This is a genomic window from Paraburkholderia sp. EB58 (genome assembly GCF_050436665.1).
In the GTDB taxonomy this organism is placed as follows: Bacteria; Pseudomonadota; Gammaproteobacteria; order Burkholderiales; family Burkholderiaceae; genus Paraburkholderia.
The window spans coordinates 271,873-298,847 of the sequence record NZ_JBNDMQ010000004.1; the positions used below are offsets into that span (position 1 = coordinate 271,873).

Annotated in this window: 27 protein-coding genes; 12 read left to right on the top strand and 15 right to left on the bottom strand. The window is 59.8% G+C overall.

The window, feature by feature from the left end; translation table 11 throughout:
* Positions 1-25: 25 nt before the first annotated feature.
* Complete coding sequence (locus P3T40_RS08430; RefSeq protein ID WP_429267223.1) at positions 26-274, bottom strand: hypothetical protein; 249 nt, start codon at positions 272-274, stop codon at positions 26-28.
* Positions 275-542: 268 nt separating this feature from the next.
* Between P3T40_RS08430 and P3T40_RS08435 the strand changes: the two genes are divergently transcribed.
* The gene (locus P3T40_RS08435; RefSeq protein ID WP_429267224.1) at positions 543-812 is read left to right on the top strand and encodes a hypothetical protein; all 270 of its coding nucleotides are present in this window, start codon (positions 543-545) and stop codon (positions 810-812) included.
* A gap of 111 nt (positions 813-923) precedes the next feature.
* On the opposite strand, the gene P3T40_RS08440 is transcribed toward P3T40_RS08435, so the two are convergent.
* Positions 924-1,184, bottom strand: a complete 261-nt coding sequence (locus P3T40_RS08440) for a DUF6723 family protein (RefSeq protein ID WP_429267225.1) — start codon at positions 1,182-1,184, stop codon at positions 924-926.
* Between the two features lie 128 nt (positions 1,185-1,312).
* Positions 1,313-1,582, bottom strand: a complete 270-nt coding sequence (locus P3T40_RS08445; protein WP_429267226.1) for a hypothetical protein — start codon at positions 1,580-1,582, stop codon at positions 1,313-1,315.
* Between the two features lie 218 nt (positions 1,583-1,800).
* On the opposite strand from P3T40_RS08445, the gene P3T40_RS08450 reads away from it, so the two are divergent.
* On the top strand, positions 1,801-2,004 hold the full coding sequence (locus P3T40_RS08450; protein ID WP_074266313.1) for a cold-shock protein: 204 nt from the start codon (positions 1,801-1,803) through the stop codon (positions 2,002-2,004).
* A gap of 148 nt (positions 2,005-2,152) precedes the next feature.
* On the opposite strand, the gene P3T40_RS08455 is transcribed toward P3T40_RS08450, so the two are convergent.
* Positions 2,153-2,863, bottom strand: coding sequence for a lysophospholipid acyltransferase family protein (locus P3T40_RS08455; RefSeq protein ID WP_429267227.1), 711 nt, complete (start codon positions 2,861-2,863; stop codon positions 2,153-2,155).
* Between the two features lie 396 nt (positions 2,864-3,259).
* On the opposite strand from P3T40_RS08455, the gene P3T40_RS08460 reads away from it, so the two are divergent.
* The 3 genes from P3T40_RS08460 to P3T40_RS08470 all read left to right on the top strand — a co-directional run bounded on the left by P3T40_RS08460 (position 3,260) and on the right by P3T40_RS08470 (position 4,696).
* Positions 3,260-3,934, top strand: a complete 675-nt coding sequence (locus P3T40_RS08460) for a response regulator transcription factor (RefSeq protein ID WP_429267228.1) — start codon at positions 3,260-3,262, stop codon at positions 3,932-3,934.
* Between the two features lie 145 nt (positions 3,935-4,079).
* Positions 4,080-4,349, top strand: coding sequence for a DUF4148 domain-containing protein (locus P3T40_RS08465; protein WP_429267229.1), 270 nt, complete (start codon positions 4,080-4,082; stop codon positions 4,347-4,349).
* A gap of 74 nt (positions 4,350-4,423) precedes the next feature.
* Entirely contained in the window at positions 4,424-4,696 is a 273-nt protein-coding gene (locus P3T40_RS08470) for a DUF4148 domain-containing protein (RefSeq protein ID WP_429267230.1), read from the top strand.
* 142 nt (positions 4,697-4,838) lie between these two features.
* Here P3T40_RS08470 and P3T40_RS08475 read toward each other — a convergent pair whose 3' ends face one another.
* From P3T40_RS08475 to P3T40_RS08495, 5 genes are all read right to left on the bottom strand, one after another.
* Entirely contained in the window at positions 4,839-5,525 is a 687-nt protein-coding gene (locus tag P3T40_RS08475; RefSeq protein WP_429267231.1) for a response regulator transcription factor, read from the bottom strand.
* Between the two features lie 13 nt (positions 5,526-5,538).
* Positions 5,539-7,002, bottom strand: coding sequence for a sensor histidine kinase (locus P3T40_RS08480; protein ID WP_429267232.1), 1,464 nt, complete (start codon positions 7,000-7,002; stop codon positions 5,539-5,541).
* A gap of 661 nt (positions 7,003-7,663) precedes the next feature.
* The gene (locus P3T40_RS08485; RefSeq protein ID WP_429267233.1) at positions 7,664-8,809 is read right to left on the bottom strand and encodes a porin; all 1,146 of its coding nucleotides are present in this window, start codon (positions 8,807-8,809) and stop codon (positions 7,664-7,666) included.
* Positions 8,810-9,200: 391 nt separating this feature from the next.
* Entirely contained in the window at positions 9,201-9,503 is a 303-nt protein-coding gene (locus tag P3T40_RS08490; protein WP_429267234.1) for a DUF4148 domain-containing protein, read from the bottom strand.
* A gap of 420 nt (positions 9,504-9,923) precedes the next feature.
* Positions 9,924-10,229 (bottom strand): hypothetical protein, encoded by a 306-nt coding sequence (locus P3T40_RS08495; RefSeq protein ID WP_429267235.1) that lies wholly within the window; start codon positions 10,227-10,229, stop codon positions 9,924-9,926.
* A 485-nt stretch (positions 10,230-10,714) separates the two neighbouring features.
* Between P3T40_RS08495 and P3T40_RS08500 the strand changes: the two genes are divergently transcribed.
* The 3 genes from P3T40_RS08500 (at position 10,715) to P3T40_RS08510 (ending at position 14,204) form a co-directional block, all read left to right on the top strand.
* Positions 10,715-12,730 (top strand): VTT domain-containing protein, encoded by a 2,016-nt coding sequence (locus P3T40_RS08500; RefSeq protein ID WP_429267236.1) that lies wholly within the window; start codon positions 10,715-10,717, stop codon positions 12,728-12,730.
* Between the two features lie 111 nt (positions 12,731-12,841).
* Positions 12,842-13,891: a VTT domain-containing protein gene (locus P3T40_RS08505; protein WP_429267237.1), complete on the top strand. Its 1,050-nt coding sequence runs from the start codon at positions 12,842-12,844 to the stop codon at positions 13,889-13,891.
* Positions 13,892-14,000: 109 nt separating this feature from the next.
* The gene (locus P3T40_RS08510; RefSeq protein ID WP_074266324.1) at positions 14,001-14,204 is read left to right on the top strand and encodes a cold-shock protein; all 204 of its coding nucleotides are present in this window, start codon (positions 14,001-14,003) and stop codon (positions 14,202-14,204) included.
* Between the two features lie 84 nt (positions 14,205-14,288).
* On the opposite strand, the gene P3T40_RS08515 is transcribed toward P3T40_RS08510, so the two are convergent.
* Positions 14,289-14,912 carry an H-NS histone family protein gene (locus P3T40_RS08515; protein ID WP_429267238.1) on the bottom strand — a complete coding sequence of 208 codons (624 nt, stop codon included), beginning with the start codon at positions 14,910-14,912 and terminating at the stop codon, positions 14,289-14,291.
* A 380-nt stretch (positions 14,913-15,292) separates the two neighbouring features.
* Between P3T40_RS08515 and P3T40_RS08520 the strand changes: the two genes are divergently transcribed.
* Positions 15,293-16,582, top strand: a complete 1,290-nt coding sequence (locus P3T40_RS08520; protein WP_429267239.1) for an Nramp family divalent metal transporter — start codon at positions 15,293-15,295, stop codon at positions 16,580-16,582.
* A gap of 13 nt (positions 16,583-16,595) precedes the next feature.
* Here the strand turns inward: P3T40_RS08520 and P3T40_RS08525 are convergent, their stop codons facing one another.
* Together P3T40_RS08525 and P3T40_RS08530 are read right to left on the bottom strand one after the other, a co-directional pair.
* On the bottom strand, positions 16,596-18,485 hold the full coding sequence (locus P3T40_RS08525; RefSeq protein WP_429267240.1) for a diguanylate cyclase domain-containing protein: 1,890 nt from the start codon (positions 18,483-18,485) through the stop codon (positions 16,596-16,598).
* 456 nt (positions 18,486-18,941) lie between these two features.
* A complete protein-coding gene (locus tag P3T40_RS08530) occupies positions 18,942-19,883 on the bottom strand; it encodes a LysR substrate-binding domain-containing protein (RefSeq protein WP_429267329.1) in 942 nt (313 codons plus the stop codon).
* A 423-nt stretch (positions 19,884-20,306) separates the two neighbouring features.
* Between P3T40_RS08530 and P3T40_RS08535 the strand changes: the two genes are divergently transcribed.
* Positions 20,307-21,893: an inorganic phosphate transporter gene (locus P3T40_RS08535; protein ID WP_429267241.1), complete on the top strand. Its 1,587-nt coding sequence runs from the start codon at positions 20,307-20,309 to the stop codon at positions 21,891-21,893.
* Between the two features lie 113 nt (positions 21,894-22,006).
* Here P3T40_RS08535 and ppk2 read toward each other — a convergent pair whose 3' ends face one another.
* Positions 22,007-22,933, bottom strand: coding sequence for a polyphosphate kinase 2 (gene ppk2 / locus P3T40_RS08540; protein ID WP_429267242.1), 927 nt, complete (start codon positions 22,931-22,933; stop codon positions 22,007-22,009).
* Between the two features lie 144 nt (positions 22,934-23,077).
* A complete protein-coding gene (locus P3T40_RS08545) occupies positions 23,078-23,470 on the bottom strand; it encodes a VOC family protein (RefSeq protein WP_429267243.1) in 393 nt (130 codons plus the stop codon).
* A 124-nt stretch (positions 23,471-23,594) separates the two neighbouring features.
* Here P3T40_RS08545 and P3T40_RS08550 point away from each other — a divergent pair, with 124 nt between their 5' ends.
* Entirely contained in the window at positions 23,595-24,650 is a 1,056-nt protein-coding gene (locus P3T40_RS08550) for a S1C family serine protease (RefSeq protein WP_429267244.1), read from the top strand.
* 153 nt (positions 24,651-24,803) lie between these two features.
* Positions 24,804-25,073, top strand: a complete 270-nt coding sequence (locus tag P3T40_RS08555) for a hypothetical protein (protein WP_429267245.1) — start codon at positions 24,804-24,806, stop codon at positions 25,071-25,073.
* Between the two features lie 64 nt (positions 25,074-25,137).
* Here the strand turns inward: P3T40_RS08555 and ggt are convergent, their stop codons facing one another.
* On the bottom strand, positions 25,138-26,865 hold the full coding sequence (gene ggt, locus P3T40_RS08560; protein WP_429267246.1) for a gamma-glutamyltransferase: 1,728 nt from the start codon (positions 26,863-26,865) through the stop codon (positions 25,138-25,140).
* Positions 26,866-26,975: the final 110 nt, after the last annotated feature.

The following is a 26,975-nucleotide window of genomic DNA, read 5'->3' on the forward strand; positions in this document are numbered from 1 at the left end:
CATGTTTGGCGAAGGCAGGGAGAGGCTAGCCGATCCGCAGCAACGACGCCTGACTTTCGAGCAAGGTCTGCAATTCATCGGAATCGGGCCGCGTCCCCCAGTTTCGCGCGCCGGCCACCGACGCGATGGCAATCCATGAGTTGGGCGGAAACCATTCCCGCACGACGGCTTTCCCCTGGAGAATCCGCAGACGGCCGGTTTGCTGGCAATAATCGGCGCATAGCTCCGTGCCGTCCAGCTGGGCGGTCACGAGAAGGTTACGCGTTCGCTGCATTGATGTCTCCCGCAAGAAAATGGCGTGCATCGCGGAATGCCCGGCGGACTTGTGTGAGTTCCAACAGTGACGGAAGTCTATGGACGGGTCTCATTTACAGGTGAAACGCGCATGCGAGATTGGTAACTCGACGTTACGGCCCCTCGCTGCGAAGAAATTAAGTTATCGCGCAGCTGCGTCGTCGCTGACGGTGTGCATCCAGTGCGGGAATAACCCCGTATATGAGGTGACGCGACGCAATCTCGCATCGCATACCGGGAGAATGGAAATGAACAAGGCAATTTTGACCGTCTTCATGACGGGCGTAGCTGCAATTTCGTTGAGCGTGTCGGATGCGGCGTTTGCGGGAAACAACGGCGGTGCCGGTAATGCTCATGGTGCTGCAACCGCCGGGATGACCTATCACGGTGACCCGATCGACAGCCCATGGACCACCAAACCCGCCGGCATGACGATGGATCAAAGCAACATGGATGTGCCATCGGCGAGCGACACATCGAACGACCAGACGACGCAAGCGAAGACGGATCCGCAGTAAAGTGCAGCGACATTCATCAGCACTACCAATAATTCCGCTGCGCTTCGCTAGCGTGTCAGCCGGTGTAGCCGTTCTTGCAGAGTCGTCCTGCAAGTGACGGCTGACCCGTTGCTATAACTCCGGATTGGCCAGGTCAGCGGCGACGATATGCTCGCCATACACCTGTGCAGCCGCCAGCGCCTCCACTTTCGTCGGGAAGGGTCCGAGTTCTGGCGCCCCGTCGAACGGGAACAACAGTCTGCCGTCCGTCTTGCGGACCACGTTCAGAACACCGAAAAAGCGCCGATAGCCGGCGAGGCGTGAGGAAGCCGAGATTTCGAAATCGCTCTCGGATTTCGCCGGAACACTGGGGATGAATGTGGACTTGCTCATACGCTGAAACGGGTTGAATTAGCGGGCGCCGACCCTGGCCGGGCGCGACGCGGTCATTCAGTTCGGATGGGGAGCGTGACGGGCACCGCGCCCGCCCATTCCCTCGAAGCGGCGTGAGCCGCTGTGGATCAGTACGCTTCCCTTAGCCAAGGGCCCCAAACTGCGCCCTCGGCCTTCAGTCGAGTATAGGTGGCGCTTTGTCCGGTCGGGACGTCGGATGTATCGCCGTGTGGCTTTACATCAGTGGTATGCAGCGCGAATGCCTGGCGTTCATCGGTGTCCACGGTGACGCGCCCAATGGGCTCCAGAGCCTCGCTTTGCGCGGATTCCAACAGCGCGAGATAAGGGGTCAAACGGCCCCAGAACGACGTCAACTCTTCCTGCAAGTAGTGTTTCATGTATTTCCTGGGAGAGTGTGAGACGTAGTTTACCCCAACCAAACATTACAATTACCTAACGCAGATTTGACGGTCATTTCGTCGTTTAGAGCACACTCCTGAAACATGGTGATTGGCATGTTTGATATCAGCGTGGTACAAAGTCATTCTTCGCGTTCGGTCGCGGGGCGAAGACGCGGCAAACGCGAACGCGACATTTAAATTGAATGGATTAAAAAATGGCAACCGGTATTGTGAAGTGGTTCAATGATGCAAAGGGTTTTGGTTTCATCACGCCTGACGGCGGCGGCGAAGATCTGTTCGCACATTTCTCGGAAGTCCAGGGAAGCGGCTTCAAATCGCTGCAGGAAAACCAGAAGGTCAGCTTCGAAGTGAAGCAGGGCCCGAAGGGTAAGCAAGCGGCAAACATCACGCCGCTGTAACAGGCCGGAACAGCCGTTCCCCCTGCTGCAAATGGCCCGCCTCGGCGGGCCATTTGCTTTTGCGGCGGCGCTTTGTAGCAGCGCTTTGTGGCTGTGCCCCGTTGCAAAAACGCGCCGGAGCCCATCAGACGGCCTTGCGCGCCACTCCTCAGAGCTCCAGCAAGGCCGTTTTCATCCAGTCGTGCACGGCCCGGCTCAAGTCCTGCTGCGACGTCTCGCGCGACGAAAACTCAGGCCCAACGACGACCCGAATGTGACCCTTTCTGACCGGCCACCCCTTCGCCGGCCAGATTTTTCCTGCGTTGTGCACCACCGGAACCACCGGAGCGCCGGTCGCGCAGGCAAGACGAATACCACCCGAAGTCAGTCGCGGCGGCGCATCGTGCGGCACACGCGTACCTTCTGGAAATATCACCACCACATCACCCTTGGCGAGCCGGGCAGCGCACTCTTGCGTGACCGCCTGATGCGCCTGACGCGGCGAGCCGCGGTTCAGGCTAACCATGTCGAGGCCACGCAGCACCCAGCCAAAGAACGGAATGCGCAGCAGGTCTTCCTTGAATACGAAGCTGATACGCCGCGGAAACAGCGCGAGAAATGCCAGCGTCTCCCACGTGGATTCGTGACGGCACAAGACGATGGACGGCCCAGCGGGAAGATGCTCGAGCCCTTCCACCGAACATGTGACGCCTGGCAACCAGCGCATCCATGAAACCATTGCACGACACCACTGCGCCGCCAGCCAGTATCGTCCGGCTCTTCCGACGAATGGAAACAGCAGCAGAATCAACGCAGAGTAGACCGTGCCGCTGCCGAGCAGGCAGACAATGAAAAACCATTTGATGAACTTGGTGCGCATGAAAAGCCGAGTGAATAAGGAATGGGGCCGGAAGATGTCGCGTCGCCGCCCGTCGAAAACGGACAAAGGCTAGACATTCGAGTCTGACACAAATAAATCTGCGCCTTCGTCCCGCGCGCAATCATTCTCGCACTGGCGCCTCGCCAAGCCGCGTCGCACCGGATTTTTTCCTTCCGGCCGAACCGCGCGACATGGTCCAACGGCCAAGGCCGGAGCCAGACCACTTCAGAACACGGTCCCGTTGCAAAACCATTAAAAACCCTTAATCCGCCTGGCGACGCTACGTTACGCGCGCTCAGCGATGATGTTTGTGTGCCGTTCCAGGGTCCGCCATGTAGGCGTCACAGGCAATGCAGCTGCCGGTTCGACCCACCCCCCTTCCTGACCGTATAAGCCATGCCGAAAGTTCTATCTGTGGAAGACGATGAATTGATGATTCACGAGATTGTGAGCTCGCTATCAAGGCCTGGCTATGAGGTCGACGTTGCGCGCTGCGGACGCGATGGCATCGCCAAGGTCATGGCGTCCCCCTACGACCTCGTCACGCTGGATCGCACGCTCCCCGATTTCGACGGGTTGACGATTCTTTCGACCATGCGTAACGCAGGCATCGATACCCCTGTGTTACTGGTCAGCTCCATGTCCAACGTCGATGAGCGCGTTCGGGGCTTACGCGCCGGCGGCGACGACTATCTCACCAAACCGTTTGCGCGCGAGGAGATGGTCGCCCGCGCCGAAGTGCTATTGCGGCGCAAGGCGCCGGCGCGCACCGCAGAGACTCATCTTCAGGTAGGCGACCTTGCACTCGATCTGCTCAAACGCAAGGCTAGCCATCACGGTGAAGCGCTGGACCTCCACCCAACCGAACTCAAACTGCTCGAATACATGATGCGCCACCCAGGCCAGGTGCTCACCCGCACGATGATTTTCGAAGGTGTCTGGGGCTGCCGCTTCGACCCGGGCACCAACCTGATCGACGTCCATGTGGGGCGCTTGCGCAAGAAGGTAGGCGCGGCCGGCGAAGATCCGCAGATCCGTACCGTCAGGGGTTCCGGCTACATACTCAGCTAAGTGCTGCAGCTGTTTAAAAATCTCTTCACTTTCATGCTCGCGTTGCTATAGGCCCACCTCTCTATTCTGCTTCTTACGGAGACGCGCATCGCGTGATGCGGTACAGCCCGGACCCAACCCACCTCTTCCGCGTGAAGGAGCAGTCATGAAAGCACTTAAGATCGCAGCCCTGTTGAGCATTCTCGCAACCGGCACCGCATTCGCCCAAAGCAACCCGGCCCCGGCCGCGACGCCCGACAATTCCGCAACCACCGTGGCAATGTCGAACGCCCCGCAGCAAGTCGGTACATGGGTTCCGCCGACCGGCCAGGCCGTTGCGCCGAAAACCCGCGCTGAGGTCTACGGCGAACTCGTACAGGCAGAAAAGGACGGCCAGCTCGCCTACCTGAACAGCACCGTGTACGCGCATCCGTAAATGCTTCGCAGGGTACACGCCGCATCCCGCGGCGCAATCCGGCTTCATCTCTATCTGACATTGAGGAGTGCATTATGAAAACCGTCATACTGGCAGCACTTATCGGCCTCGCGGCGAGCAGCACCGCATTCGCGCAGACCACTACAGGTTCGACCAATCCGCAAGCGGGCGCGGCCAACTCCAGTTTCACCACCGCTTCAACGACCGATCAAGGCGGACAGTGGGTCGCGCCCTACGGTCAGCCGGTTGCAGGCAGAACGCGTGCGCAGGTGTATCAGAGACTCGTCCAGGCAGAAAAGGATGGACAACTCGCCCACCTGGACAGCACCGTGTATGCGCATCACTGAGCAGCACTTGCCGGATGGCCTGCCCGCTTCAGTGGTTTGCACCACGTAACGCGCACAGGTCATCCAGCCCTTATCACACTTAGACACCCTCGCCCGGCTCCTCAATGCGCCAGGCAGCCTTCTTGGCGCCCCACGTAAGGCCTCACGACGTCAACTGATAGCCGAACCGGCTAATGGTCTCGACCTTCGCCCTGAACCCATTCAGTTCAAGCTTTCGCCGCAGGCGCGACACCACCAGGTTGACGCTGGCGGGATCGACATCCTCCTTGTCCGGCCACGCGTAACGGATCAACTGATCTCTCGCTACGGGCGCGTTCGCCTGACGCAACAGGCATTCAATCAACAGGTATTCGCGCTTGGTCAGCAACACGCGTCTCGTGTCTTCGACGAGGTCGCGGGTTAGCGGATCCAGTTTCAGCTTCGACGCATGGATAGGCAATTGGGCCGATTGGGACGAGCGTGCCGCCGAAGCCCGGTGAAGCGCCAGCATGCGCTCCTGCATCTCGAGAAATGAATACGGCTGCACGAAGCAGGCGTCCGCACCGGCGCGCAACACGCGGGCACGATCTTGCGCGGTACCGCTTGCGAGCGCAACGATCACCGACGGTGCGCGCGGCAGTTGGGCCAGTTCTGGCAGCGCGTCGAAGAGCGCCATCGTCAGAGAGAGCCCCACCGCAGAAATGACAATCGCATCGAACTCTTCATATGAGGCCAGATAGAGGGCATAACGCAGGTTATCCGCTACCTGTACGCTATGCGCGCTTTCCCTGAATGCCTTATGAAGGTAAACCGTCTCCGTCTCGGAGGACGAAACCAGCAGAATTCTCATCTAGCGTCGGGACCTACTGCAGGTTGTGTGGCCAACAATCAATTGTGATCGTCGTTCCGCAATCTTCGCCACCAATTCGGAGTTCGAAATCATGCAAACGGACGATTGCGGAGACAATGCCGAGCCCGAGCCCCGTGCCCGGTATGTGGCGCGTCTGCTCGACGCGGTAGAAGCGGTTGAGCACCGCGTTGCGCTCGCTCACGGGTATGCCTGGTCCATTGTCGGCTATCACGAGTTGCGGGCCCGAGCGGCATGACCACAACTCGACGCTCACATCGCCCCCCTCCGGCGCAAACTTGATCGCGTTGTCGAGCAGATTGCTAAAGGCTTCGAAAAGCAACGCTCGATCGGCGTGGACCGGCTCAACCGGTTCGGTGCGCGATTGCAGCTTGATTGACTTTTCTTCTGCGAGTGGCTGATACAGGTCGCATAGTTCGTCTACGAGCGTCTGCAAGGACACCACGTCAAAGCCGCTGCGCCGCTGCAACGCACCGATCTCCGAAATGCGCAGCATCGCGCCGAACCGGTCGAGAATGGAATCGGCCTCGACGCGCGCGTTAGCCACCAGCGTGTTAGCGGCATCGTCGCCGCTGTCCCGCACACGCTCCGCGAGGTTTGCCAACTGCAAGCGCAGACGCACAAGCGGCGTGCGCAGGTCGTGCGCAATACCATCGCACGCGCCCTTGACCTCGTTCATCAGCCGCTCGACTTCCGCAAGCATGTGATTGACGAGGTGGCAGAGCATGTCCAGTTCATCGCGGCCACCAATCGGCAAACGTTGCCCCAGATCGCCATTGGCGATCCGAGTCGTCACGCGGCGCATGTCCGCCACCCGCCGCATCTGACGAAGACTCAGCAACAAGCCGGTCCCGAGACTGATGGCCAGACACAGCACGCCTCCACCAATCAGCGCCTTGGTCAGTTCTTCACGCACATGCCGCACATCGGCGAGACTGCGCCCGATAACCAGTTGGTCGCCGTCGCCGCGGATCTCCCCCATGACGCGAACCGTGGGCGTCGAAGGATCCTCTGCGAGCGTCAGCGTGCGGCCCGTGCTCTCACTGTGGGATTCGCCCGGCCGATCGAGCTTCACGCCGGGAGGCAACGTCATGATGTCGCCCGCCAGCCGATGGCCGTCCGGCGTAAACAGGCCATAGTAGTTCGTGTGCCGGTTCTCGCGCTCGATCCGTTTGTCGATAGAGGATGCAAGCCGATCGTCGCTCTTCGAGTCGAAGTAACGCATCTGCCAGCGAATCGCGCTGTCCGCTTCGCGCTCCATCGCCGCGCCCACCGAATATTCGAGGAACCCCAATAAGGCCACGAAACACAGGGTAAAAATCGCGGCATAGGCCGACAGCCATCTAAACGTGGTGGTATGCCAGCGCTCGCCGGAACGGCTCGTTGAATCCGTACTCTGTGCCTCGGTAGAGATCGCCGTTCCCCGTACTTTGCCAAATTCCAGAGCGGACACAGTCATCGGCTCCTCGCTTGTTGATTCGTTGAGAACGTGAACCCAATCGGCAGCCATGCAACGGGGTCTGCCATGAAAACAATGGGACGAGAGTAAAACCACATATTGAACATCCGGAAGTCGCACGTGACGCGCGTGAACCTGGTTGGACCGGATCGACAGCGGTTAAATTCCTGAGCGTTTATGCTGATCGATTTCGTCTCGCGTTTGGGAACATCGGCTTCCAGATAGGACATCAGCATCGCTCAAAAAACATTACAATAAGGATTCCATAGCTTACATAATCTGCTACATTGAGGATGCGAGCCCTACGAACTGCGCCGCCTTAAAACGCTTTCATCTATGTGCAGGTTGTGCTTGCCATCAAGCAGAACCCTGTCAGATTGCTTGCCGCGTCCCGTCAAAGCATGGTCAGAATCGTCACAGTTTCGGCATCATAGCCCTGCGCGAATAAATACCAGGCCGCACAAAGATGAAAAACCCGTCACTTTGTGCGCGTTGCATGAAGCCGCACAACATGTTCTTTACATTGACCCGACTGCAAGCAATCGCACGAGTCAAGAAACCCTGCTTGTCCGCCTGCTGCAAGCGTTAAACCTCACAATGAAAAAAGCACAGACCGGATTCCGGTCTGTGCTCTCCATGCAGCGGCTGAAACGAGGCCGCCTTAGAAGCGATGCATCATCGCAATACGGTACACCATCTGGTTGCCGCTCGACGACTCGCTTGGCGAACCAAGAATGTTCGCGTAATCAAAGTCCTGGCCGGTTTTGCCGTCCGCGTGCTGATACGCTCCTTGCACGTAAACGGAGGTGCGCGCGCTCAGGTCATAGTCGAGCATGAGCGACAGCTGGTTCCAGTTCGGATCCGAGCTACCCGTCACCGTGGAGACGTGGGCGCGCGTAAACGTATACGCCGCGCCGAGCCAGAAGTCATGCGCAAAGTAGTACTGGCCGTTGATTTCGAAATTGTCGAACTTCCACGAGTCTTGCGTTCCCGCAACCGGCTGGGTGGTGAAGTAAGCGTTGAAAGTCGGGTTGTAGACATCGATGTGCGAATAGGCGAGCGAGACGATCGCCTTGTCGGCAAACTTGTATGAGACACCTGCATCGATGTTCTGTTGCGAGGCCCCCATGAACACGACTGTCGCGCTCGGCGACGCTCCGCCGGTATTCGCACCGCCATTGTTGGTCTTCATATAGGCAAGGGCTGCGGACAGCGACCCCATCTGATACTGGAGCGCCGCGCTATACATACGGTTGTCGGCAAAACCGCCGGCCTCATTACTAAAGCCATACATGGCCTCGCCAGTGAAGCCCGCCATCGTTGGAGACACATACTTGACCGAGTTCTGGATGCGGTAATCCCAGTCCGCGTTGTCGTTGTCGTACGGATGCGCGCCGAGATCGCCTTCCCAATTGCCGGCCGCCGTGAAGCCGCTCCACATGTCGATGGTCGGATCGTACTGGCGGCCCATCGTGATCGTGCCGTACTGCGCCGACGATAAGCCAACATAGGCCTGACGGCCGAACATCAGGCCGCCTTGGCCCAACGCACCATTGTTGGTGTTAAAGCCGTTTTCCAACTGGAAAATGGCCTTCATGCCACCACCAAGGTCTTCGCTGCCTTTCAGGCCGAAGCGGCTACCGGCCGTGTCGCCGCTCACCATCTGGTATCCCCGGTTACCGGCCGCGTTAGTGGTGAAGTCGAACCCCTCATCGATAATGCCGTAGATCGTGACACTGTTCTGAGCATGCGCGACGTTACACAGCGCAAGTGCGGACAACAGTCCGGCCAAACACGTTTTTTTCATTTACCTTTGCCTGATGAGTGGGGTGGAAGAACCTGCCGCTACCTTCTGTGCGCTTCCGTGCCCATCTGCGCGTCGTGGCGCAGTGCCACCGCCTGCGGCAGCGACATGAAAACGCAAGCGAAGTTTAAGTAGCCGCTCTCTCTCGCGAGAGCCACTCAGGCGAAACTCAGTCTTTCAACAAATGCAAGTACGAAACGCGGACCCGCTATCGCCTTAAGCGAAGCGGCCTCGCGTTTTTTTCTGGAAAAAAATTGTGGGTTTTAAGGTCGGCGAGTGTCGTACCGTAGCGACAGCGCGCTAATCTGCAGACCGAAGAAGTGGGCATCGGCCGGAACGGAGACTATCTATCGTAAGCAGGCCAGACAATCCCCGCTCCAACTTAAGCAGGTTTTCAGGGCGTTGCCGAATACTGCGCGCCCGGCGCACCAACACAGTCCTGTCGATATTCCGCGCGCAGCTTCCGTTCGGCCCTCTCGATGTCCGACGGGTAGTCGACGTTGTCACTATTCGGTTGATAACCGACTGCTTCCAGTTCCGCCAGCTCCGTCATCAACTGTTTATGCGTAATCTCCGTTTTGGTCTGCTTGAACGGGTAGTCGTTACATTGCTGCGGTGTGAGTCCAGATGCCGCCCATCCGGCCGCACTGACGGTCAGTAGAACGACGGTTGCTAGAGACTTTGTGAAGATATTCATCATTCCCTCCAAGGTTAGAGCCATCGAGCAGGCTCAACGCGAGAAAGACGTGAAGGATGTTGGCCTGCCAAACCAGCGCCTGCCATTCAACGGTATGCCGTTCGGTCCGTAAACACAGCATCGGGAAGATTAAGATTAATTTACGCGTCGCTAACGGCGTCATATCTTTCGCCGCCCACTCTGCAGCAAATGCAATGCTGCGTTTCAAGAATTGCGTTGCGGAGTGTGTATGGTGGAATTCAGTACTCCTTCCAATCAACCATAGGAGAGTGCGTTAACGTTGCTTTAGCTTTCACGCTGCAGTAAGAAGCGCGTCGCGGTGCAATGCCATGTCTGGCGTTGCACCGCTTTTTCTTGCGCACAGCGTTTGCGAACCTTCGAAGGATCCGGCCGATAGGGCAAAGCGCCCTATCGTTGCCGTCATCGGCCGCGGAAAATGTTGCACTGCGGCCCCGTTGCGCAGCGCGGGCCGCCCGACTCCCCAATGGAATCGGCCGTGCCGCCGTAGGACGCGTTGGTTATAGGACGCGCGACCAGCATGCCGTTTGGCCCGGTTTCACTGTACGGCATGTCTGTCGCATCTTGTGCGGACTGGTTCGCGTTCTGCTCCAGGATGGCACGTCCCCGTGGTTGCATGTCCGTATCCATCATGTTCTGCCCGTTCGCCATTCCGGCCGCCAGAAGCAGGCCCGCGCTAGCCAACGGCAATACGAAAAGTGATCTCATCTCGACACTCCTTGCATCGGGTACCCATTACCTGAGTCCGTTGCCCGGCAGTCCGCCAATCTGAATGCAGGCCCCTACCTGCTTTGCCAATCAACTGAACCGTGCCGCGCAGGAGTGGGACGGACCGAGACGGTCCGCTCCGAACGCTCCCGTCGCGCTACCTAAGTAACGACTCCAATCGCCTTGCCTTGCTGCCAGACGGGATCGTGCAGCGCAGCAAAAGGACGGTCCTGACCGGCTGCGGCCGGTCCAGGTGCAGAGAACGACCGCTCCGCACCTCCGTTATAGGTCAAGTTCACAAGACGTCAACGAAGCCTGCGGATAACCGCAAACGGGCGCCCCTCAAGGAACCGCGGCCAGCCGGCGGCAGCACCTCGTGCCTGCGCGCGTCGCACGGCACGGCGCCTGCTGAGGTTATATTTCGATATGGCGCGTTTTCCCGATCGCATTCGTTCGCTCATCGCGCTGAACTGCCGGAGAGGTAGATGGAGCACGCGTATCTTCACCTGTTGCATCTGCTCGGCGGCCACGCGGCATGGACGCTGACGGTCGTTTTCCTCGCCGCTTTCCTGGAGGCGGTCGCCGTCATCGGCACCTTCATTCCGGGCAGTACGGCGATGTTCCTCGCCGGCGCCCTGGTGGGAACCGGATCGCTGAACCTCGGCTGGCTGCTTGCCTGCGCGCTCGCAGGCGCCATTGCCGGCGACGGCCTCAGCTATTGGCTGGGTCATCGCTACCGCAGCAAGATTGTCCAGCTTTGGCCTTTCTGTACCCACCCGCAGATTCTGCAAACCGGGAAGCAGTATTTCAAAGCGCATGGCGCACGTAGCGTCGTGTTTGCCCGTTTCATTGCGCCAATACGGGCTATCGTGCCGGTCGTCGCGGGCATGCTGGGCATGAGTCCGGTGCGCTTCTATGCGATGAACGTCCTGTCCGCGCTGTTGTGGGCGCCAGCGCATATCCTGCCGGGCGTCGTATTCGGCGCGTCGTTGCAACTGGCAGGCGCCGTTTCGTTTCGTCTCGTCGCGGTCATAGCAATTCTGGCGGCTATCGGCTGGCTCAGCTTCCGCGTGATGCAAATGATCTTGTCGCGCGCGCAGGCATGGACGAGCGCGTCGCGTCTCAAACTCACCTCCTGGGCACAGTGCCACACCGGGCGGGGCGCCACTTTCCTCCTGCAAACGCTCAACCCCGAGCGGCCTGCCATGGGCATCGTCGCAGTCATCTCCGTACTGGTGTTGTTGTTCGCCGGAATTTTCTTCGGCGTATTGAAAGGCGTCGCCAATGGCGACCCGCTGGTTCAGGTGGATATGTCCGTCTATCGATTCCTGCAATCGATCCACTCCACCTGGGCCGACACCTTGATATCGGGCCTCGCGACCTTAGGCAGCATCCCGACCCTCGCCGCCGTCGTCCTGACCGTCATCGTATGGATGACGTATGAACGGCGCTGGCTTTCCGTTGCCTACTGGCTGGCGGCCGTCGCCTTCTCCCAGTTGCTGATCTTCGCCATCCAGCTGGCCGTGCGCCGAGAACCGCTAGGTTCCGCGAGTTTCGACGTGTATGCGTTCCCCAGCAATCACGTGGCGGCAAGCGCGATTGTCTACGGCTTCCTCGCATTTCTGCTGGCAAGGCGCGTCGGCAAATTCCAGGGCATCCTTGCGACGACGCTCAGCACCATGATTGTCATTGCGGTTGCCTTCGCCGGCCTCTACTTCGGACGTTTTTCGTTCTCCGATGCAGTTGGTGGCGCGGCATTCGCGGCGATCTGGGTGGCGGTCGTCGCACTGACTGCGGTCTGGCGCAACCCCGTGATGCCCGCCTCGCGTAAGTTCATGCCCGCCGTGATGCTACTGGTGATCTGCGCGAGTGCGGCACCGCAGATCGTTCTCAGCCGGTCGGCAAGCGAGCCCTCCAGCCTATCCAGCCGTCCGTCAAGCGTGGTCACCGAAGCACAATGGACCGATACGCTCTGGAAGACTTTCGCGTGCTACCGGTCCGACATGTCGGGAGAACGGCGCGAGCCGATCACGGTGCAATGGGCGGCTAACCGCGAGCAGATCGAAGCCCAGTTGAGCCGTCGAGGCTGGATTGAAGGCACCCAGTTTTCGGCAAAATCGCTTCTCTCGCTGGTGGCGCCCGATCCCGAAGCCACCGCATTGCCGGTTCTGCCGAAGCTCGACAACGGCGAACCCTCCGCGCTGGTCTTTACGCGTGCCCGCAATGCGCGTGACGAACGCGACGTACTGCGCTTCTGGCCCACTGATTACGCCGTGAAACGCAATAGCAGCGCGCCCGCAGCGCCGATCTGGCTGGGCTCGCTTGTGCATGAGCGGCTGCGGCGCCAATCGTGGCCGTTCAATGTGCTGCGTCCGGACAAGCAAATCGATCCGCTCATCTCCGTTGAGGGCGAAGAGACTGGCTGGCGCGAACTCGAGGTAAGCAGCAGCGCCGGATGCGAAGGCGTGCGCGTCACGCTGATTGATTCAAACGTAAAATGAACCCGTGCTGACGTCTGCGGGATCTCCTGATCCCAGACGCAGCACTCCACGAATGCAGGCACAGCGAGCGTACCGCTACACCCCGCATTTGTAACCTCAGGAGTACTGCAATTGATAGAGTTTCCGCAATCGGAAATTTCGACCTGGGGCGGCGGGGTCGTTTTTCTCAACGTTCTTCTGACCCGTCTCGGCGTTCCGATACCCGCGGTGCCGGTCCTGCTTTTCGCCGGGTCCGCGATTGCCAGCGGGACTCTGTCGTTCTGGTACGTGTTGCCCGCGGCCGTGCTCGGCGCATTGATCGGCGACGGCATCTGGTTCACGGCGGGACGCCTGTACGGCCAGCGCCTGATCAACGCGCTCTCGCGGCTGTCGATGTCGGCCGGCGCACACGTGCGGACCGCCCGCTCGTTGTTCGAGCGTTTCGGGGCGCCGATCGTATCGGTGTCCAAATTCATTCCAGGGCTTGGTATCGCCACCCCACCGCTGATGGGTACGACCCGGGTCGACCCGAGAATCTTTCTAGCATGGGACCTGCTGGGCGCTTCGGTATGGGCGACGTTCTGGCTGCTAGGCGGCGCTGTGTTCGAAAAGCAGCTCGGCCAGTTTGTACTTGCAGTCCGGGCGCATGGCGCAACGGTGATCGACCTGGTGCTGGCCGCGTCGCTTCTTTATTTCGTGTACCGCTGCATCCAGCGTTGGCGCTTTAGACGTTGGCTAAAGCAGGTTCGGATTACGCAGGAACAGCTCGAGGCGACCCTGCGCACCGAATCCCCTCCCATCATTCTGGATGCACGGCCCGAGTCGGCGCTGCCGGACGATACGCATCGGATCCCCGGCGCGCGGCGGCTCGACGCCACCTCGCCGGCGGACATCGAAGAGGCTTTGCCGGAGAAGACTCGCGTGGTGTATTGCGTATGTCAGGACGAGGCGACGGCGATGCGGATCACGCAGCACATGCGCCGCAAAGGGTTTACGCGTATTCGCGCGCTAAAGGGCGGACTCGATGCCTGGGCGCGCCGCGGCTATGCCTTCGATCCGTTTCCCTCACAGGCGAGTGCAGCCGCCCTGGCGGCACGCGTGAAAAGCCTGCGCACACAGACCGAGGCCGTTACGCTACGCGGGGTAGCGCCAAAGCGGAGGGTGTTTACCGACAGCCGGTAACGACCCTGGTTGTGGATTGTCATTTTCCTGTGGTACAAAGAAGCGTCGCGTGTTGCCGAATTCGGCAAACCGGCACCAACACAACGTCTTTTTTGGAAAAATCAGGAAAATGGCAACAGGTACAGTGAAGTGGTTTAACGATGCAAAGGGCTTTGGTTTCATTACGCCGGACGGCGGCGGTGAAGACCTGTTCGCGCATTTTTCTGAAGTCCAGGGAAGTGGCTTCAAATCGCTGCAAGAAAACCAGAAGGTCAGCTTCGAAGTGAAGCAAGGCCCGAAGGGTAAGCAAGCGGCCAATATTACGCCGCTGTAACAGCGCCGGAACTCGCGTTCCCGCACATACATTGGCCCGCCTTGGCGGGCCAATGTCATTTCTGGCGACAATCGAAAGATGCCGTTAGGCTGCAGCGCCCGGTGCTGCGTTTTTGGCAGCTGTCTTTCGCACATAGGCGCGCTTAGCCGTTGGAGCCTTCTTCGCGACCGTCTTCTTTGCCGCTGCTTTCTTCGTCACGAGCTTTTTGGCTGCAACCTTCTTCTTTGCCGCTTTCCTGGCAACGACCTTCTTCGCTGCGGCCTTCTTCGCAGGCGCTTTCTTAGCAGCCGCTTTCTTCGCCGACACCTTCTTAGCCGCAGTCGTCGCTTTGCTAGCGCCGTTGTCGTTCAGCGCAATCGCCGCAGTCCCATCAATCAGGAAGCGGGTGCGGTCTTTCGCGTCCTTGATCCATGCAGGCGGACGGGCATGACCGCTCCACGTAGCGCCGGTCCTAGGGTCCCTATACTTGGGCGGCATCTTGCCTTTGGCGCTGGCGGCCTTGGGGACTCCGTTTGAAAGACGGTGTCCAGCAGCCTTTGCCTGGCGTCTCGCCTTAGCGCGTGCCTCTATATCGGCAGTGGTCAGTCCGTGCTTGATCATCAGTTCACGGATCTGGTCGACCGCCGCTTGCGCCCGCTTGGCAAGCAACGCTTCGGCTTGCGCCTGGAGTTTCTTCATACGCGCCTGAATTTGCTCGAGTGTGGCCATAACGCCTCCTTAGGTGTGGGCAATGGTCGCACTATGCCATGAGCGCATGGCAAAACGCTATGGTTTCGCGCGTAACGAGGTAAGCCATACGGTTTGTCAATGCGCTTTAGCTACAAATATCTGATCGCTAAGGCGTGAATGACGCCTTCATCTTTCTCCTTACGACTCGCGTTTCCGAAGCTCGCGATTGTTTCATTAATAGAACTGAGTATGCTTCGACTTGCCGCTTCTTTAAGAGCAGTGCCGCCCGACCGCGTGATTTTCTCGTGGCACGAATAATGCTGCTGCGTGAAGGATAACCACGGTATAAACGCACAATAACCGCGACCCAACGTCCTCTGTGGTACGGGGGCGAGGGCGCAAACCAGCAAGGACCAACCGTGCCGACCGAACCGTTCGAGCCTGAACTCGTAGTTGAAGACGAGGCGGAACGCTCATGGGCGAGGCGCCTGGGTCCTGGCCTCGTGAAGGGCGCGGCCGACGACGATCCAAGCGGCATCGCGACCTACTCGCAAGCGGGTGCGCAATTCGGCTTCGGCCTCCTATGGACGGTGCTGCTCACCTACCCGTTGATGGTGGCGATTCAATCGATCAGCGCACGCATGGGGCGAGTCACCGGCAGCGGACTCGCGGCCAACCTGCGGCGCCACTATCCTTCGCAGATCCTGTACGCCGCCGTCATGGTCCTGTTGATTGCCAACACGATCAACATTGCCGCGGACCTGGCGGCAATGGGTGCAGCCGTCAAACTCGTTCTGGGTGGACCCGTGCAGCTTTACATCGTGTTAATAGGCACCGTTTCCCTTTTGCTACAGGTATTCGTACCCTACGATCGCTACGCCCGATTCCTTATGTGGCTCCCGCTAGCATTACTCGCTTACGTGGCGATTCCGTTCGTCGTGCGACTCGACTGGAAAGCGGTAGGCCTGAGTCTCGTCAAACCGCCGTTACCGTTTTCCGGCCATTACCTGATCACCGTGGTTGCGGTGCTCGGCACAACGATTAGCCCTTACCTGTTTTTCTGGCATGCGTCGCAGGAAGTTGAAGAAATTCGCTCGGAACCGGCACAAGAGGCGCTATTGCACGCGCCGAAGCAGGCTGGCGGACAACTGCGCCGAATCAACGTCGATACATGGGTCAGCATGGCGATGTCGAACGGCGTGGCGTTCTTCATCATCCTCTCGACCGCTGCGACGTTGCATGTGCATCGCACGGGTCTCGCCACGTTTGCCGATGCCGCGAGCGCGCTCAAGCCCGTTGCCGGTCCGTTCGCATTCCTTCTGTTCAGTCTGGCCATGATCGGCACCGGCTTGCTTGCCCTGCCCGTCCTCGCCGGATCCGCCGCTTACGCAGCCGCCGGTGCGATGAATTGGCGCAATAGCGTTGCGTTGCAGGTGAACCTCGCCAAACAGTTTTACGTGGTGATGGCTGTTGCGATTTTTGGCGGCGTCACGCTCACCTTTGCACATTTCGGTCCCATCGACGCGTTGTACTGGGCCGCCGTCGTGAATGGTCTCGCGGCTGTGCCGATCATGGTGCTGGTGATGCTCATGTCGGCACGACGCGAAATCATGGGTGACTTTGTGGTGACCGGTTTATTGCGCTGGGTCGGATGGTTCGCAACGGCGTTCATGGCACTCGCGGCCGTGGGCATGTTCTGGCCGGCATAACGTGTCTGGTACGTCAGACGCGCGAACCGGGACCCGCATCGCCCTCTTCGGCCACGAAGGTTTGATTGCGGCCGCGCCGTTTGGCTTCATAGAGCGCGCGGTCTGCCGCCGCCACCAGACCGGCCGGGTCACCACCTTGGCGCGGTTGCTGCGCAGCGACGCCAAGGCTTACCGTGACAATCCCGATGTGGCTTGCGAGGTGTGGTACCTGCAACTCCTCAACCGCCCGGCGAATGCGCTCCGCCACCACGCGCGCGCCTTGCAGGTCGGTATCCTTGAGGATCAACGCGAACTCCTCGCCGCCGTAGCGGGCCACGATATCAGTCGGACGCTTCGCCGATAGCGCAATGGTCTGTGCAATCGTGCGCAAACAGTCGTCACCTCGCTGATGACCGTACTGGTCGTTATAGCTTTTGTACGCATCAATATCGATCATCACGACTGCCGTAAAACCGGAGCCTTCGTCCTCTGCGAGGTGCTGCCATTGATTTTCCAGTTCGAGGTCGAAATGGCGCCGGTTGAAGAGACTCGTCAGTCCGTCACGATACGCCAGCCCCTGCAGTTCGAGACGCTCGTCGGCGAGACGCTGCTCGGCCGTTTTGCGTGCGGTGATGTCGCGTGTCGTCGCCGTGAGCGCTTCCGGCTGTCCGGAAAACGGATCGATCACCGGACGAAGGTACGTTTCCAGCCAGAGGATCTGGCCATCGGATCGCCTGAAGCGGCTGACCTGCGAGATCTCGCTCGCGCCGATCGCCAGGTTTTCGATGGCCGTGGCTAGTGCATCGCGATCATCGGCAATAACCAGATCGGGAAAATATGCGCCGATCAGTTCGTCGGGGTTGCGGCGCATGACGGTTTGAGCGCGCGGGGACACATAGGTAAGCCGCCCCTCGAGCGTCACACTCATGACGATGTCAGTCGCGTTCTCCGCAAGTATCCGATAGCGCCGTTCGCCTTCGCGTAGGAGTCCAACAAGACGGCCGCGCGACACCTGGGTCGCGCTAATTGGCAGCGCAATGCCTAACGCGGCGAGCAAAAACAGTTGCAACGAAAAGATGCGGGCTTCCATGTTCGGATACGGGAATATCCACAGCGGTCCGATGCCGCGCATGGTGAACGACACCGTAATGGCAAGACACAGCAATAACCCAACCATGACACCTGCAGCGTCCGCATGAAATGCCAGCAGAACGATTGGCAGCAGCGCCCAGTAGAGCAGCGGGAAGCGGTTTTGTACAAAGACCCCGGTGGTGACCGCGCATACGAGCAGGAGGAGACCCACGGTTTTCAGGCGCCGGTCCGCGCGCAGGAGGTCGGCGGCTTCGCCGTTCCAGAACACCACCGCCGCCGGCGTAAAAAGCACTAGGCTCAGCGCATGCGCGACAAACCAGTTGGCAAGACTGGGAAGCAGATGGCCGCTCAATTGGCTGCGCAGCAGAGTCGTAGCAAGCAGTCCGGACAAAAGAGGCGCGAGGACGACACCGCCAGCCATGAATTTTAGGAGTGCCTTGGGACGCAGCAGTTCGGCGACTGAGCCGATACGCGGCGCAAAGCTGAACGCAATCAACACCTCAAGCGTATCTGCCAGCGTGTAAGAGAGCGCCACCATCAGGCTTTCGCCAAACAGATTGGCCAGCATATTCCCAGCTATGCCGCCGGCAAGCACCCAATAGCGTTGTCTCGGCGCAGCCACCATCATCTGGCCCAGCAACACCGCATTCGCCAGCCAGATGGCCGTGACTTCATCCGCCATGCTCTTGAGCGTGCCGCTCAACATGCAGGTGAGCATCGTCACCGCGAACGCCAGCATCACGCTCCACTCTGTCGACGTCACCCGCTGCGGATGTACCGTTTCCGGAAATGCTTGCGGTTCTTCAGTTGGTTTTTCGCTCGGCTTCCCCATACGCTTGCTCTCAGTTTTTCTTTTTTTGGCGTCGGCTCGCGCGGCACGATAAAACCACTCCCCGTTACGCAGCCCACACCTTGTTATTCGAGACGACCTTAAGGTTCGTCTTCGTAGGCTCAGTCTAGCGATGTTCGGACGAATCCGGTAAGCGGAGCCATCCGCAAAACGTGCAGAAGACCGCATAAAACGAAGTTTTTGGCGTGGACCTCTAACTTACGGCGTCTTAACTGATGCGTTAGCGCTGTTTAAGTGCTTGCGAGACGCCGTGCTACCTGGCTCGCTTACGCGCTACACCGCTTAGCCGACCTTTCAGGTGCCCTTATGGAATCTGAATGGCCGCTTGCCGGCAAACGGGCTGCAGGTTCGGGTTTGCCGTTTGCCGTTTGCCGTTTGCCGTTTGCCGTTTGCCGTTTGCCGTTTGCCGTTTGCCGTTTGCCGTTTGCCGTTTGACGCTCAATGTCCGCTGATCAGCCGCTCCGGCGACGACGCCGAGCGCTCCAGGTTGCGTTCGGTCGACCACACTTCATGCTGCAGCCAGTCGCGAAACAAGGCGAGTTGTGGCAAATCGCCCTGCTCCGGGCGCGTCACCAGCCAGTAGGACTGGTGCCCATCGACGTGCACATTCAGCACCTGCACGAGCTCACCGGTTGCCAGCTCGCGGGCGATCATATGGCGGTCGGCAATCGTGATGCCCAGACCGTCGACGGCCGCGCGAATCGCCAGATCGAGCAGATCGAATTCGTAACCGCCGCTGGTATCGACGCCGACAATGCCCGCCGCCTTCAGCCAATGTTGCCAGGTCAGGTAACGCTGGTCGTCGCTCGCCAACACGTGCAGCAGCGTGAACTGATTCAGATCGATCTCCTGCTGCCCAGAGTGACGTGCGAGCAGCGCCGGCGAGCAGACGGCCACGTGTCGTTCGCTCATCAGCAGGCGGTTGTCGAAGCCTTCCCATTCGCCATCGCCAAAGCGAATCGCGCAATCCAGCACCCCCGATTCGGCGAGCTTGTCCTCGACGCGCGTCGACAGGCTCAGTTCGAGTTCGGGATGCTCGTCGCGCAGGCGCGCGAGGCGCGGCATCAGCCAGCGGCTGGTAAACGTGGGAGGCGCATTGATGCGCAGACGGTTCAGATGGGTCTTTTCCTGAATGCTGCGCACGGTCAGTTCGATCTTGTCGAACGACTGCTGCAAGGCCTGCAGGAGCAACCGGCCGGCCGCCGACAGTTCGAGATGATGATGGCGGCGTTGCAGCAAGGCTTCGCCGAGTTGTTCTTCCAACTGGCGCACCTGCCGGCTGACCGCACTCTGCGTGACGTTGAGCAGCTCGGCGGCACGGGTGAAGCTGCCAGTACGGCCAGCCACTTCAAAGGCTTTGAGCGCGTTGAGCGCAGGCATTTTTCGTTTCAAGGGCGTCTCTGATCGGATACGGCGAACCGGGGGGACATTTTACGCGCTAGCCGTGATGGGCCTTTTAGGCGACGGCGTTTGCGGCGCGAGCGGAAACCTCCATCCAATGGTTGCGTGCGCATCTATCTCGACTCTGCACGCTCGTCGAGCAGCCAATTTTCGCCAAAAGCGTTAGATTTAATCATATGAATGTCAACCGCAGTTCAGTGATCAGACTTCACCCACGGCGTTTACAAAATCGAAATAGTAGTCGGAAGCCGTATGCGTTCCTCATATGACGCAGCCCCGCCAGTCAAGGCGCAAACCTACAATGCACATACAAAGGGCCCGAATGACATATATCCGTCATTATTTCGACATATTGATGAACCAGCATGAAAAGTTGACGCGACTACCCTTGGGGCCCACGCCATGCCGGAACTTTCGTACCCGCAGACGACTACCACCAGCGCTCGCAGCCGCGGCATTGGTCTGATCATTTTCCTGGTCGTGATTGCAATCGGCGCGGTGTACTGCGCCGTGCATCTGGTTAGCGATCTGCAGTCCGTACAATCGCTCAGCTTTTTGCCTTACCTGTTGCTTGGCGTCGCATTGCTGATCGCGCTCGGCTTCGAGTTTGTCAACGGCTTTCACGACACCGCGAACGCTGTCGCAACGGTGATCTACACGCATTCGCTCACGCCGAATATCGCAGTGATGTGGTCCGGCACGTGGAACTTCCTCGGCGTGCTGACCTCGAGCGGTGCGGTCGCATTTGGCGTGCTGCAGCTTCTGCCGGTCGAACTGATTCTGCAGGTCGGCAACAGCGCCGGCTTCGCGATGGTGTTCGCCCTGCTGATCGCGGCGATCATCTGGAACCTCGGCACGTGGTACTTCGGTTTGCCGTCATCGAGCTCGCACACGCTGGTGGGTTCGATTATCGGCGTGGGCCTGATGAACCAACTGATGCACGGTGCCAACGGCACCAGCGGCGTGGACTGGAATCAGGCGCTGGGCGTCGGCAAGTCGCTTGTGTTCTCGCCGATCGTCGGGTTTCTGCTTTCGGGGCTGCTGCTCATCATCCTCAAAGCAGTCGTACGTGTGCCGGCGCTGTATTCGGAACCGAAGGGTAACGAACCGCCGCCGTTCTGGATCCGCTGCCTGCTGATTTTGACGTGCACGGGCGTTTCGTTCGCGCACGGTTCGAATGACGGCCAAAAGGGCATGGGCCTCATCATGCTGATCCTGATCGGCACGGTGCCAACCGCGTATGCATTGAATAAGGCTGTCACGCCGGCGCAAACGCAAACTTTCGTCGCGGTGTCGCAACAGGCAGCTGCGACGTTCGGCAAATATACGAATGGCGCCCCGCCCTCTGCTCATCCGCGCACCGACGTCGAAGCGTATGTGCGTACCCGTCAAATGACGCCTGAGACACTGCCTGCGTTGCAGCAACTGACCGGCCAGATCGGCCAACAGGTCGGCGCGTCGGGTTCGTTGGCGGGCGTGCCGCAGGATATCGTCGATAACGTGCGGAACAACATGTATGTCACCTCCGAAGCGATCCGCCTGATGGAGAAGGCCAAACAGCCCGCCTTTACCCCGGACGATGTCAAGTCGATCGACAACTTCAAGGCGCAGATTGATCACGCGACCAAGTTCATCCCGACGTGGGTCAAGGTCGCTGTAGCGATCGCACTGGGGCTAGGGACGATGGTGGGCTGGAAGCGCATTGTCGTGACGGTCGGCGAGAAAATCGGCAAACAGCATCTGACCTACGGGCAGGGCGCTTCGGCAGAATTGGTGGCCATGCTGACGATCGGCGCGGCCGACGTCTACGGTCTGCCGGTGTCGACGACGCACGTGCTGTCGTCAGGGGTAGCCGGGACGATGGCGGCCAACGGCTCGGGACTGCAATGGAGTACGGTACGCAGTCTGCTATTGGCGTGGGTGCTGACGCTGCCCGCTTCGATTGCGCTGGCCGCGTCGCTGTACTGGGTATTCTTGCACGTGTTTTGAACGGGCTACAAGGCGCGCTGAGGCGGCAAAGAATAGCCGCCTGAAAAGCACCGCCAAGTACTGCCGAAAAAAAAGCGCGGCCCCAGCCGCGCTTTTTCATTGCTCCATCGTGTTCAATACACTTCCGGCACGATCATATTAGCCGGCACCGGCTGCCGAATGTACTCGTTGTTGTACACGCGCTCCGGCAGCGTGATGGCCGGATGCTCGACCTCGTGATACGGCACCTGGCTCAGCAGATGGTGAATGCAGTTCAGACGCGCGCGCTTCTTGTCAACTGCCTGAACAACCCACCACGGCGCCTCGGGAATGTGCGAGCGCTGCAGCATCACTTCCTTCGCGTGGGTGTACGCCTCCCAACGGCGCCGGCTCTCCAGGTCCATCGGGCTCAGCTTCCACTGCTTGAGCGGATCGTGGATACGGGTCTGGAAACGGATTTCCTGCTCTTCGTCGGTAATCGAAAACCAGTACTTGAGAATCTGCACGCCGCTGCGCACCAGCATCTTCTCGAACTCCGGTACCGAGCGGAAAAACTCCTCGTACTCTTCGTCCGTGCAGAAGTTCATCACACGCTCGACACCCGCGCGGTTGTACCAGCTCCGGTCGAACAGCACCATCTCGCCGCCGGCCGGCAGATGCGTCGCATAGCGCTGGAAGTACCACTGCGTGCGTTCGCGGTTGTTAGGCGCCGGCAGTGCCGCAACCCGGCACACGCGCGGATTGAGACGCTGCGTGATGCGCTTGATCGCGCCACCCTTGCCCGCTGCGTCGCGCCCTTCGAAGATCACCACCAACCGGTGGCCAGTCGCAACGATCCAGTCCTGCAGCTTCACCAGTTCGCCCTGCAGACGAAACAGTTCGCGGAAGTACTTTTTGCGCGCCTCGCGATGCTCAGGCGAAAACCCCGCCTCGCCGTCGCTGATGCGGTCGTCCACTTCCATTTCGAGCTCTTCGTCGTACGCGTCGATGAGATCCTCTTCAAAACGGCGCTGCCGCTCGGCCATCGACGCCATATCGGCTCTGGGATCCTGCTCTTTCATCGCGACTCTCCTGGAAACGGGAATAGGTAGGCACACTGCGCCGGGCGCAGCGGCGACCGCTCGATTATCGACGGTCGAGGTGTCACTGTTGTTACTGGGGTAGCATGGCTCGCAACGACCCATGATAGCGAGTTTTCAGCGCAATCAGATTGCTTGGCGCAGCGGCTTCGCGAAGCTCAACTCGTGGCCGTCCGGGTCGGTGATGTGAAAATAGCGCTCGCCCCACGGCGCATCCGCGGGCGCGAATTCGGGCCGCAGACCGGCCGCCAGCGCCTTCTGATAAATGCCGTCTACGTCCGACACGTGGATGATCACTCGCCCCCACCAGTTGACTGGACCGCGGCTGTCCGCGATCAGGTTCAGGAACGACGTCCCAAAGGCAAAGGATGCAAACGTTTCCTGCGGACCGCCGAACTTCAGCGGAAAACCTAACGCTTCATAAAACGGTACGGCCCGCGCCATATCGTGGGTTGCCAGCGTAATCGCGCTCAGCGACTCGATGCGCGGTTCCTCTGAGTGGGCAGTCTGGTTCGTCATGGTGTCTCCTCTTGCATCTGGCGCATGGCGCGTCGGCGTGGCCAGTTTCTCACACCCGTTACCGCATCTTGAAAACGGATGGACAGCCCTGCAGTTAGGCTCCCGCCCTGTCCGGAGCTTCGCCATGGGAAGCCGTCCCCGTTTTATTGATGACCTGTCGCGCGCCTCGTCCGAGCCTGGCGCGCCCGCTGGCGCCGCTGCGGCCGCCACGCCGTCCGCGCTGAACGACGACGCCTTGCTCGACGCCTACTCGCGCACCGTGATCGGCGCGCTGGAGCGGGTCCAGCAGGCGGTCGTGTTCATTTCCGTCGAACACCGCACGCCCGCCAATCCGGGCGGCCGAGGCACGCGCGGCGGCACCGGTTCGGGCTTTCTGTTCACGCCGGACGGCTACCTGCTGACCAATAGTCACGTCGTTCACGGCGCCACGCAGATCCGCGTCACGCTCGCCGACGGCAGCACCTTCGCCGCTGATCTGGTCGGCGACGACCCCGGCAGCGACCTCGCCGTGCTGCGCATCGGCTCGGCCGAGCCCTTGCCGCACGTCGAACTTGGCGAATCCGGGCGACTGCGGGTCGGTCAGATCGCGATTGCGGTTGGCAACCCGCTCGGCCTGCAGCAGACCGTCACCACCGGTGTCGTCTCCGCGCTCGGCCGTTCGCTGCGCTCGAATTCGGGGCGCATGATCTACGACGTGATCCAGACCGACGCGGCCTTGAATCCAGGCAACTCGGGCGGGCCGCTGATCAATTCGGCGGGCCAGGTGATCGGCGTAAACACCGCGATCATCCCCGGCGCCCAGGCCATCTGCTTTGCCACTGCCATCGACACCGCGAAGTGGGTCATCATGCAGATCTTCGCGCACGGCCGGGTGCGGCGCGCGTATATCGGCGTAGCCGGCACCACCACGCCGCTGTCACGCCGCGTGCAGCGCTACTTTGGCCTCGACTCGGAAACCGGAGTGCGGGTGATGGAAATCGTCAAGGGTAGTCCGGCCGCTCTCGGCGGATTGCGCACGGACGATACGATCGTCGGGATCGATGCCCTGCCGGTCGATGGCGTCGACAGCCTGCAGCGGGTGCTGGATGCGTCGCGGATTGACCGCCCGGTCAACGTGACCGTGTTGCGCGGCGCGCAGCGGCTCGAATTGACGCTCACGCCGGTCGAACAGGCAAGCTGAGGCCGAAGCGCAGAGAAAGGCCAGAGAAACCCAGCAGTGTCACGGCGATTTTCTATACTGAGGGAACCGACCCTCGGACAGCAACCATCTTGCATGGGATCGGAGTAACGAGCTAAAGCACTAAGCGCAAACTCCGATCCACAGGAGATCGATGTGACAGGCGACTATCAGGTACGAGTCACGTGGGACACCGCCGGCCTCGACGGCGCTGGCGTGCCGCGTGTAACAAGAACGCCGGCGCGTGTGGAAATTGCCGCATCGCAACGCAAGTTGCTGTTTGCCGATCGCGACACCTTGCAGCAGTTTATCGATGCTTGCGTCAGAGCCCGTGATGAGGCGTTCGGTGTGACGTCGAACCCAACCCTCTCCGAGGCTGACAAGGAGGCATGGGTGCGGTTCTTTGGCAAGTTTACCGATCTGTAAGAATCACTCCGGCAAGGGTGCGGTGCAGCGCATGGCGCGCTCACACCGCTGTGTCTTCAAACCCTCACTGAATCACTCGCGTCACACCGCGGCCGCGCGGATCGGCAGCGGGCTCCGGCGTATCGCCATTGACCTTGATCACCTGAATATCGCCGCTAAAGTCCTGGCCTTGCAACTTGTAGCCCTTCGCTTCGATCTGCTGCGCGAGTTCGCCGGTGATCGGCTTGTACGGCTCCCAGAAGATCGTGTTTGGCGGCAGCAACTGGTGATGAAAGCGCATCGCAGCCACCGCGTCTTGCAACGGCATGTTGAAGTCGTAGACGTTGTTGATGACCTGGAAGATCGACGTGAAGATGCGCGAGCCGCCCGGCGTACCGATCACCAGCGACACCTTGCCGTCCTTCGTCAGGATAGTCGGCGTCATTGACGACAGCGGACGCTTCTTCGGTGCGATCGCATTCGCGTCGCTGCCCACGACGCCAAACTGGTTCGCCTCGCCCGGCTTGGCCGAGAAGTCGTCCATTTCATCATTAAGCACGATGCCCGTGCCGTCCACCACGACGCCCGAGCCGAAGTAACCGTTGATCGTGTAAGTGTTCGAAACTGCGTTACCCCACTTGTCGATCACCGAGAAATGCGTGGTTTCAGCCTTCTCCGGCATCGAGGTGCCGAGCCCTGGCTGGATGCTCTTCGTATCCGACGGCGTGGTCGGGTTGACCTCCGCAGCACGCTTGGCGAGATACGAATCGTCGATCAACTGTGCGACCGGCACCTTGTAGAAGTCAGGGTCTCCCAGGTATTGCGCGCGGTCTGCAAACACACGCTTTTCGATTTCCGCGATCAGGTGCACGTACTGCGCCGAATTGAGCGGCACGTCCTTGAAGTCAGGCGCAATGTCCTCTTTCATCTTCAGCAACTGCACGAGGCCGACGCCACCCGAACTCGGCGGCGGTGCGGTGATCACACGGTAGCCGTTCCAGTTCGCCTCCACCGGTTGACGCCACACGGCCTTGTATTCGTGCAGATCCTGCTTCGTGATCAAACCATGGCCGCGCATCGAAGCGGCGATCAGGTCGGCAGTCTTGCCATCGTAGAAGTCCTTGGCGCCCTGGTTGGCAATACGCGTCAAGACCGCGGCGAGATCCGGCTGCTTGAAGTTGACGCCCTGCTTGAGGTTGCCGAAGTAAGTATCGAAGTTGGTTTTGCCCGCGAAGTCTTTAGCCGAGTCGTCACGCCGCTGCTGCAACTGCTCGCTCACTTCGAAGCCGTCCGTGGCGTACTTGATGGCCGGCGCCAGCACCTGCTTCCACTTCAGCTTGCCGAAACGACGCTGCGCTTCCCACATGCCTTCGACCGTGCCCGGCACGCCCACCGCGCGATAACCGAAGAGGCTCATGTCCTTGATGACGTTGCCCTTGTCGTCGAGATACATGTTCCGTGTCGCTGACAGCGGCGCCTTCTCGCGATAGTCGAGAAAGTACGGCTTGCCGTTCACATACAACGTCATAAAACCGCCGCCGCCAATATTGCCCGCTTCCGGATACGTCACGGCAAGCGTGAAGGCAATCGCCACGGCGGCATCGACGGCGTTGCCGCCTTCCTTGAAGATCTGCTCGGCGGCGTCAGCGCTGAACTTGTCAGCAACGGCAATGGCCGAGGCGTTGAGGACAGCCTGTTGCTGATCGGAAGTCTTCGCATACGCGGGTGCCGTTTCGAGCAAGCCACTCGATACGGTAACGATTGCGGCTACAGCAAATATGCTTGCGGAAAACTTTACTTTGCCCAATGACATTGACTCTCCTCCATGACCATTTCTTAGCAGTGAAGAAAACGACTGCTTTCGCTTATAGCACGCAAACCGGTGTTTTGCGAAGCCATAAACGGCAGTCCTAACTTGCTATG

Coding starts and splice junctions, on each gene's coding strand:
- P3T40_RS08500 (WP_429267236.1), top strand. CDS start 10,715: ATGGAGCACGCGTATCTTCACCTGTTGCATCTGCTCGGCGGCCACGCG.
- P3T40_RS08440 (WP_429267225.1), bottom strand. CDS start 1,184: ATGAGCAAGTCCACATTCATCCCCAGTGTTCCGGCGAAATCCGAGAGC.
- P3T40_RS08450 (WP_074266313.1), top strand. CDS start 1,801: ATGGCAACCGGTATTGTGAAGTGGTTCAATGATGCAAAGGGTTTTGGT.
- ppk2 (WP_429267242.1), bottom strand. CDS start 22,933: ATGAAAGAGCAGGATCCCAGAGCCGATATGGCGTCGATGGCCGAGCGG.
- P3T40_RS08530 (WP_429267329.1), bottom strand. CDS start 19,883: ATGCCTGCGCTCAACGCGCTCAAAGCCTTTGAAGTGGCTGGCCGTACT.
- P3T40_RS08525 (WP_429267240.1), bottom strand. CDS start 18,485: ATGGGGAAGCCGAGCGAAAAACCAACTGAAGAACCGCAAGCATTTCCG.
- P3T40_RS08545 (WP_429267243.1), bottom strand. CDS start 23,470: ATGACGAACCAGACTGCCCACTCAGAGGAACCGCGCATCGAGTCGCTG.
- P3T40_RS08550 (WP_429267244.1), top strand. CDS start 23,595: ATGGGAAGCCGTCCCCGTTTTATTGATGACCTGTCGCGCGCCTCGTCC.
- P3T40_RS08460 (WP_429267228.1), top strand. CDS start 3,260: ATGCCGAAAGTTCTATCTGTGGAAGACGATGAATTGATGATTCACGAG.
- P3T40_RS08435 (WP_429267224.1), top strand. CDS start 543: ATGAACAAGGCAATTTTGACCGTCTTCATGACGGGCGTAGCTGCAATT.
- P3T40_RS08475 (WP_429267231.1), bottom strand. CDS start 5,525: ATGAGAATTCTGCTGGTTTCGTCCTCCGAGACGGAGACGGTTTACCTT.
- P3T40_RS08470 (WP_429267230.1), top strand. CDS start 4,424: ATGAAAACCGTCATACTGGCAGCACTTATCGGCCTCGCGGCGAGCAGC.
- P3T40_RS08495 (WP_429267235.1), bottom strand. CDS start 10,229: ATGAGATCACTTTTCGTATTGCCGTTGGCTAGCGCGGGCCTGCTTCTG.
- P3T40_RS08535 (WP_429267241.1), top strand. CDS start 20,307: ATGCCGGAACTTTCGTACCCGCAGACGACTACCACCAGCGCTCGCAGC.
- P3T40_RS08455 (WP_429267227.1), bottom strand. CDS start 2,863: ATGCGCACCAAGTTCATCAAATGGTTTTTCATTGTCTGCCTGCTCGGC.
- P3T40_RS08465 (WP_429267229.1), top strand. CDS start 4,080: ATGAAAGCACTTAAGATCGCAGCCCTGTTGAGCATTCTCGCAACCGGC.
- P3T40_RS08485 (WP_429267233.1), bottom strand. CDS start 8,809: ATGAAAAAAACGTGTTTGGCCGGACTGTTGTCCGCACTTGCGCTGTGT.
- P3T40_RS08510 (WP_074266324.1), top strand. CDS start 14,001: ATGGCAACAGGTACAGTGAAGTGGTTTAACGATGCAAAGGGCTTTGGT.
- P3T40_RS08430 (WP_429267223.1), bottom strand. CDS start 274: ATGCAGCGAACGCGTAACCTTCTCGTGACCGCCCAGCTGGACGGCACG.
- P3T40_RS08490 (WP_429267234.1), bottom strand. CDS start 9,503: ATGAATATCTTCACAAAGTCTCTAGCAACCGTCGTTCTACTGACCGTC.
- P3T40_RS08480 (WP_429267232.1), bottom strand. CDS start 7,002: ATGACTGTGTCCGCTCTGGAATTTGGCAAAGTACGGGGAACGGCGATC.
- ggt (WP_429267246.1), bottom strand. CDS start 26,865: ATGTCATTGGGCAAAGTAAAGTTTTCCGCAAGCATATTTGCTGTAGCC.
- P3T40_RS08515 (WP_429267238.1), bottom strand. CDS start 14,912: ATGGCCACACTCGAGCAAATTCAGGCGCGTATGAAGAAACTCCAGGCG.
- P3T40_RS08445 (WP_429267226.1), bottom strand. CDS start 1,582: ATGAAACACTACTTGCAGGAAGAGTTGACGTCGTTCTGGGGCCGTTTG.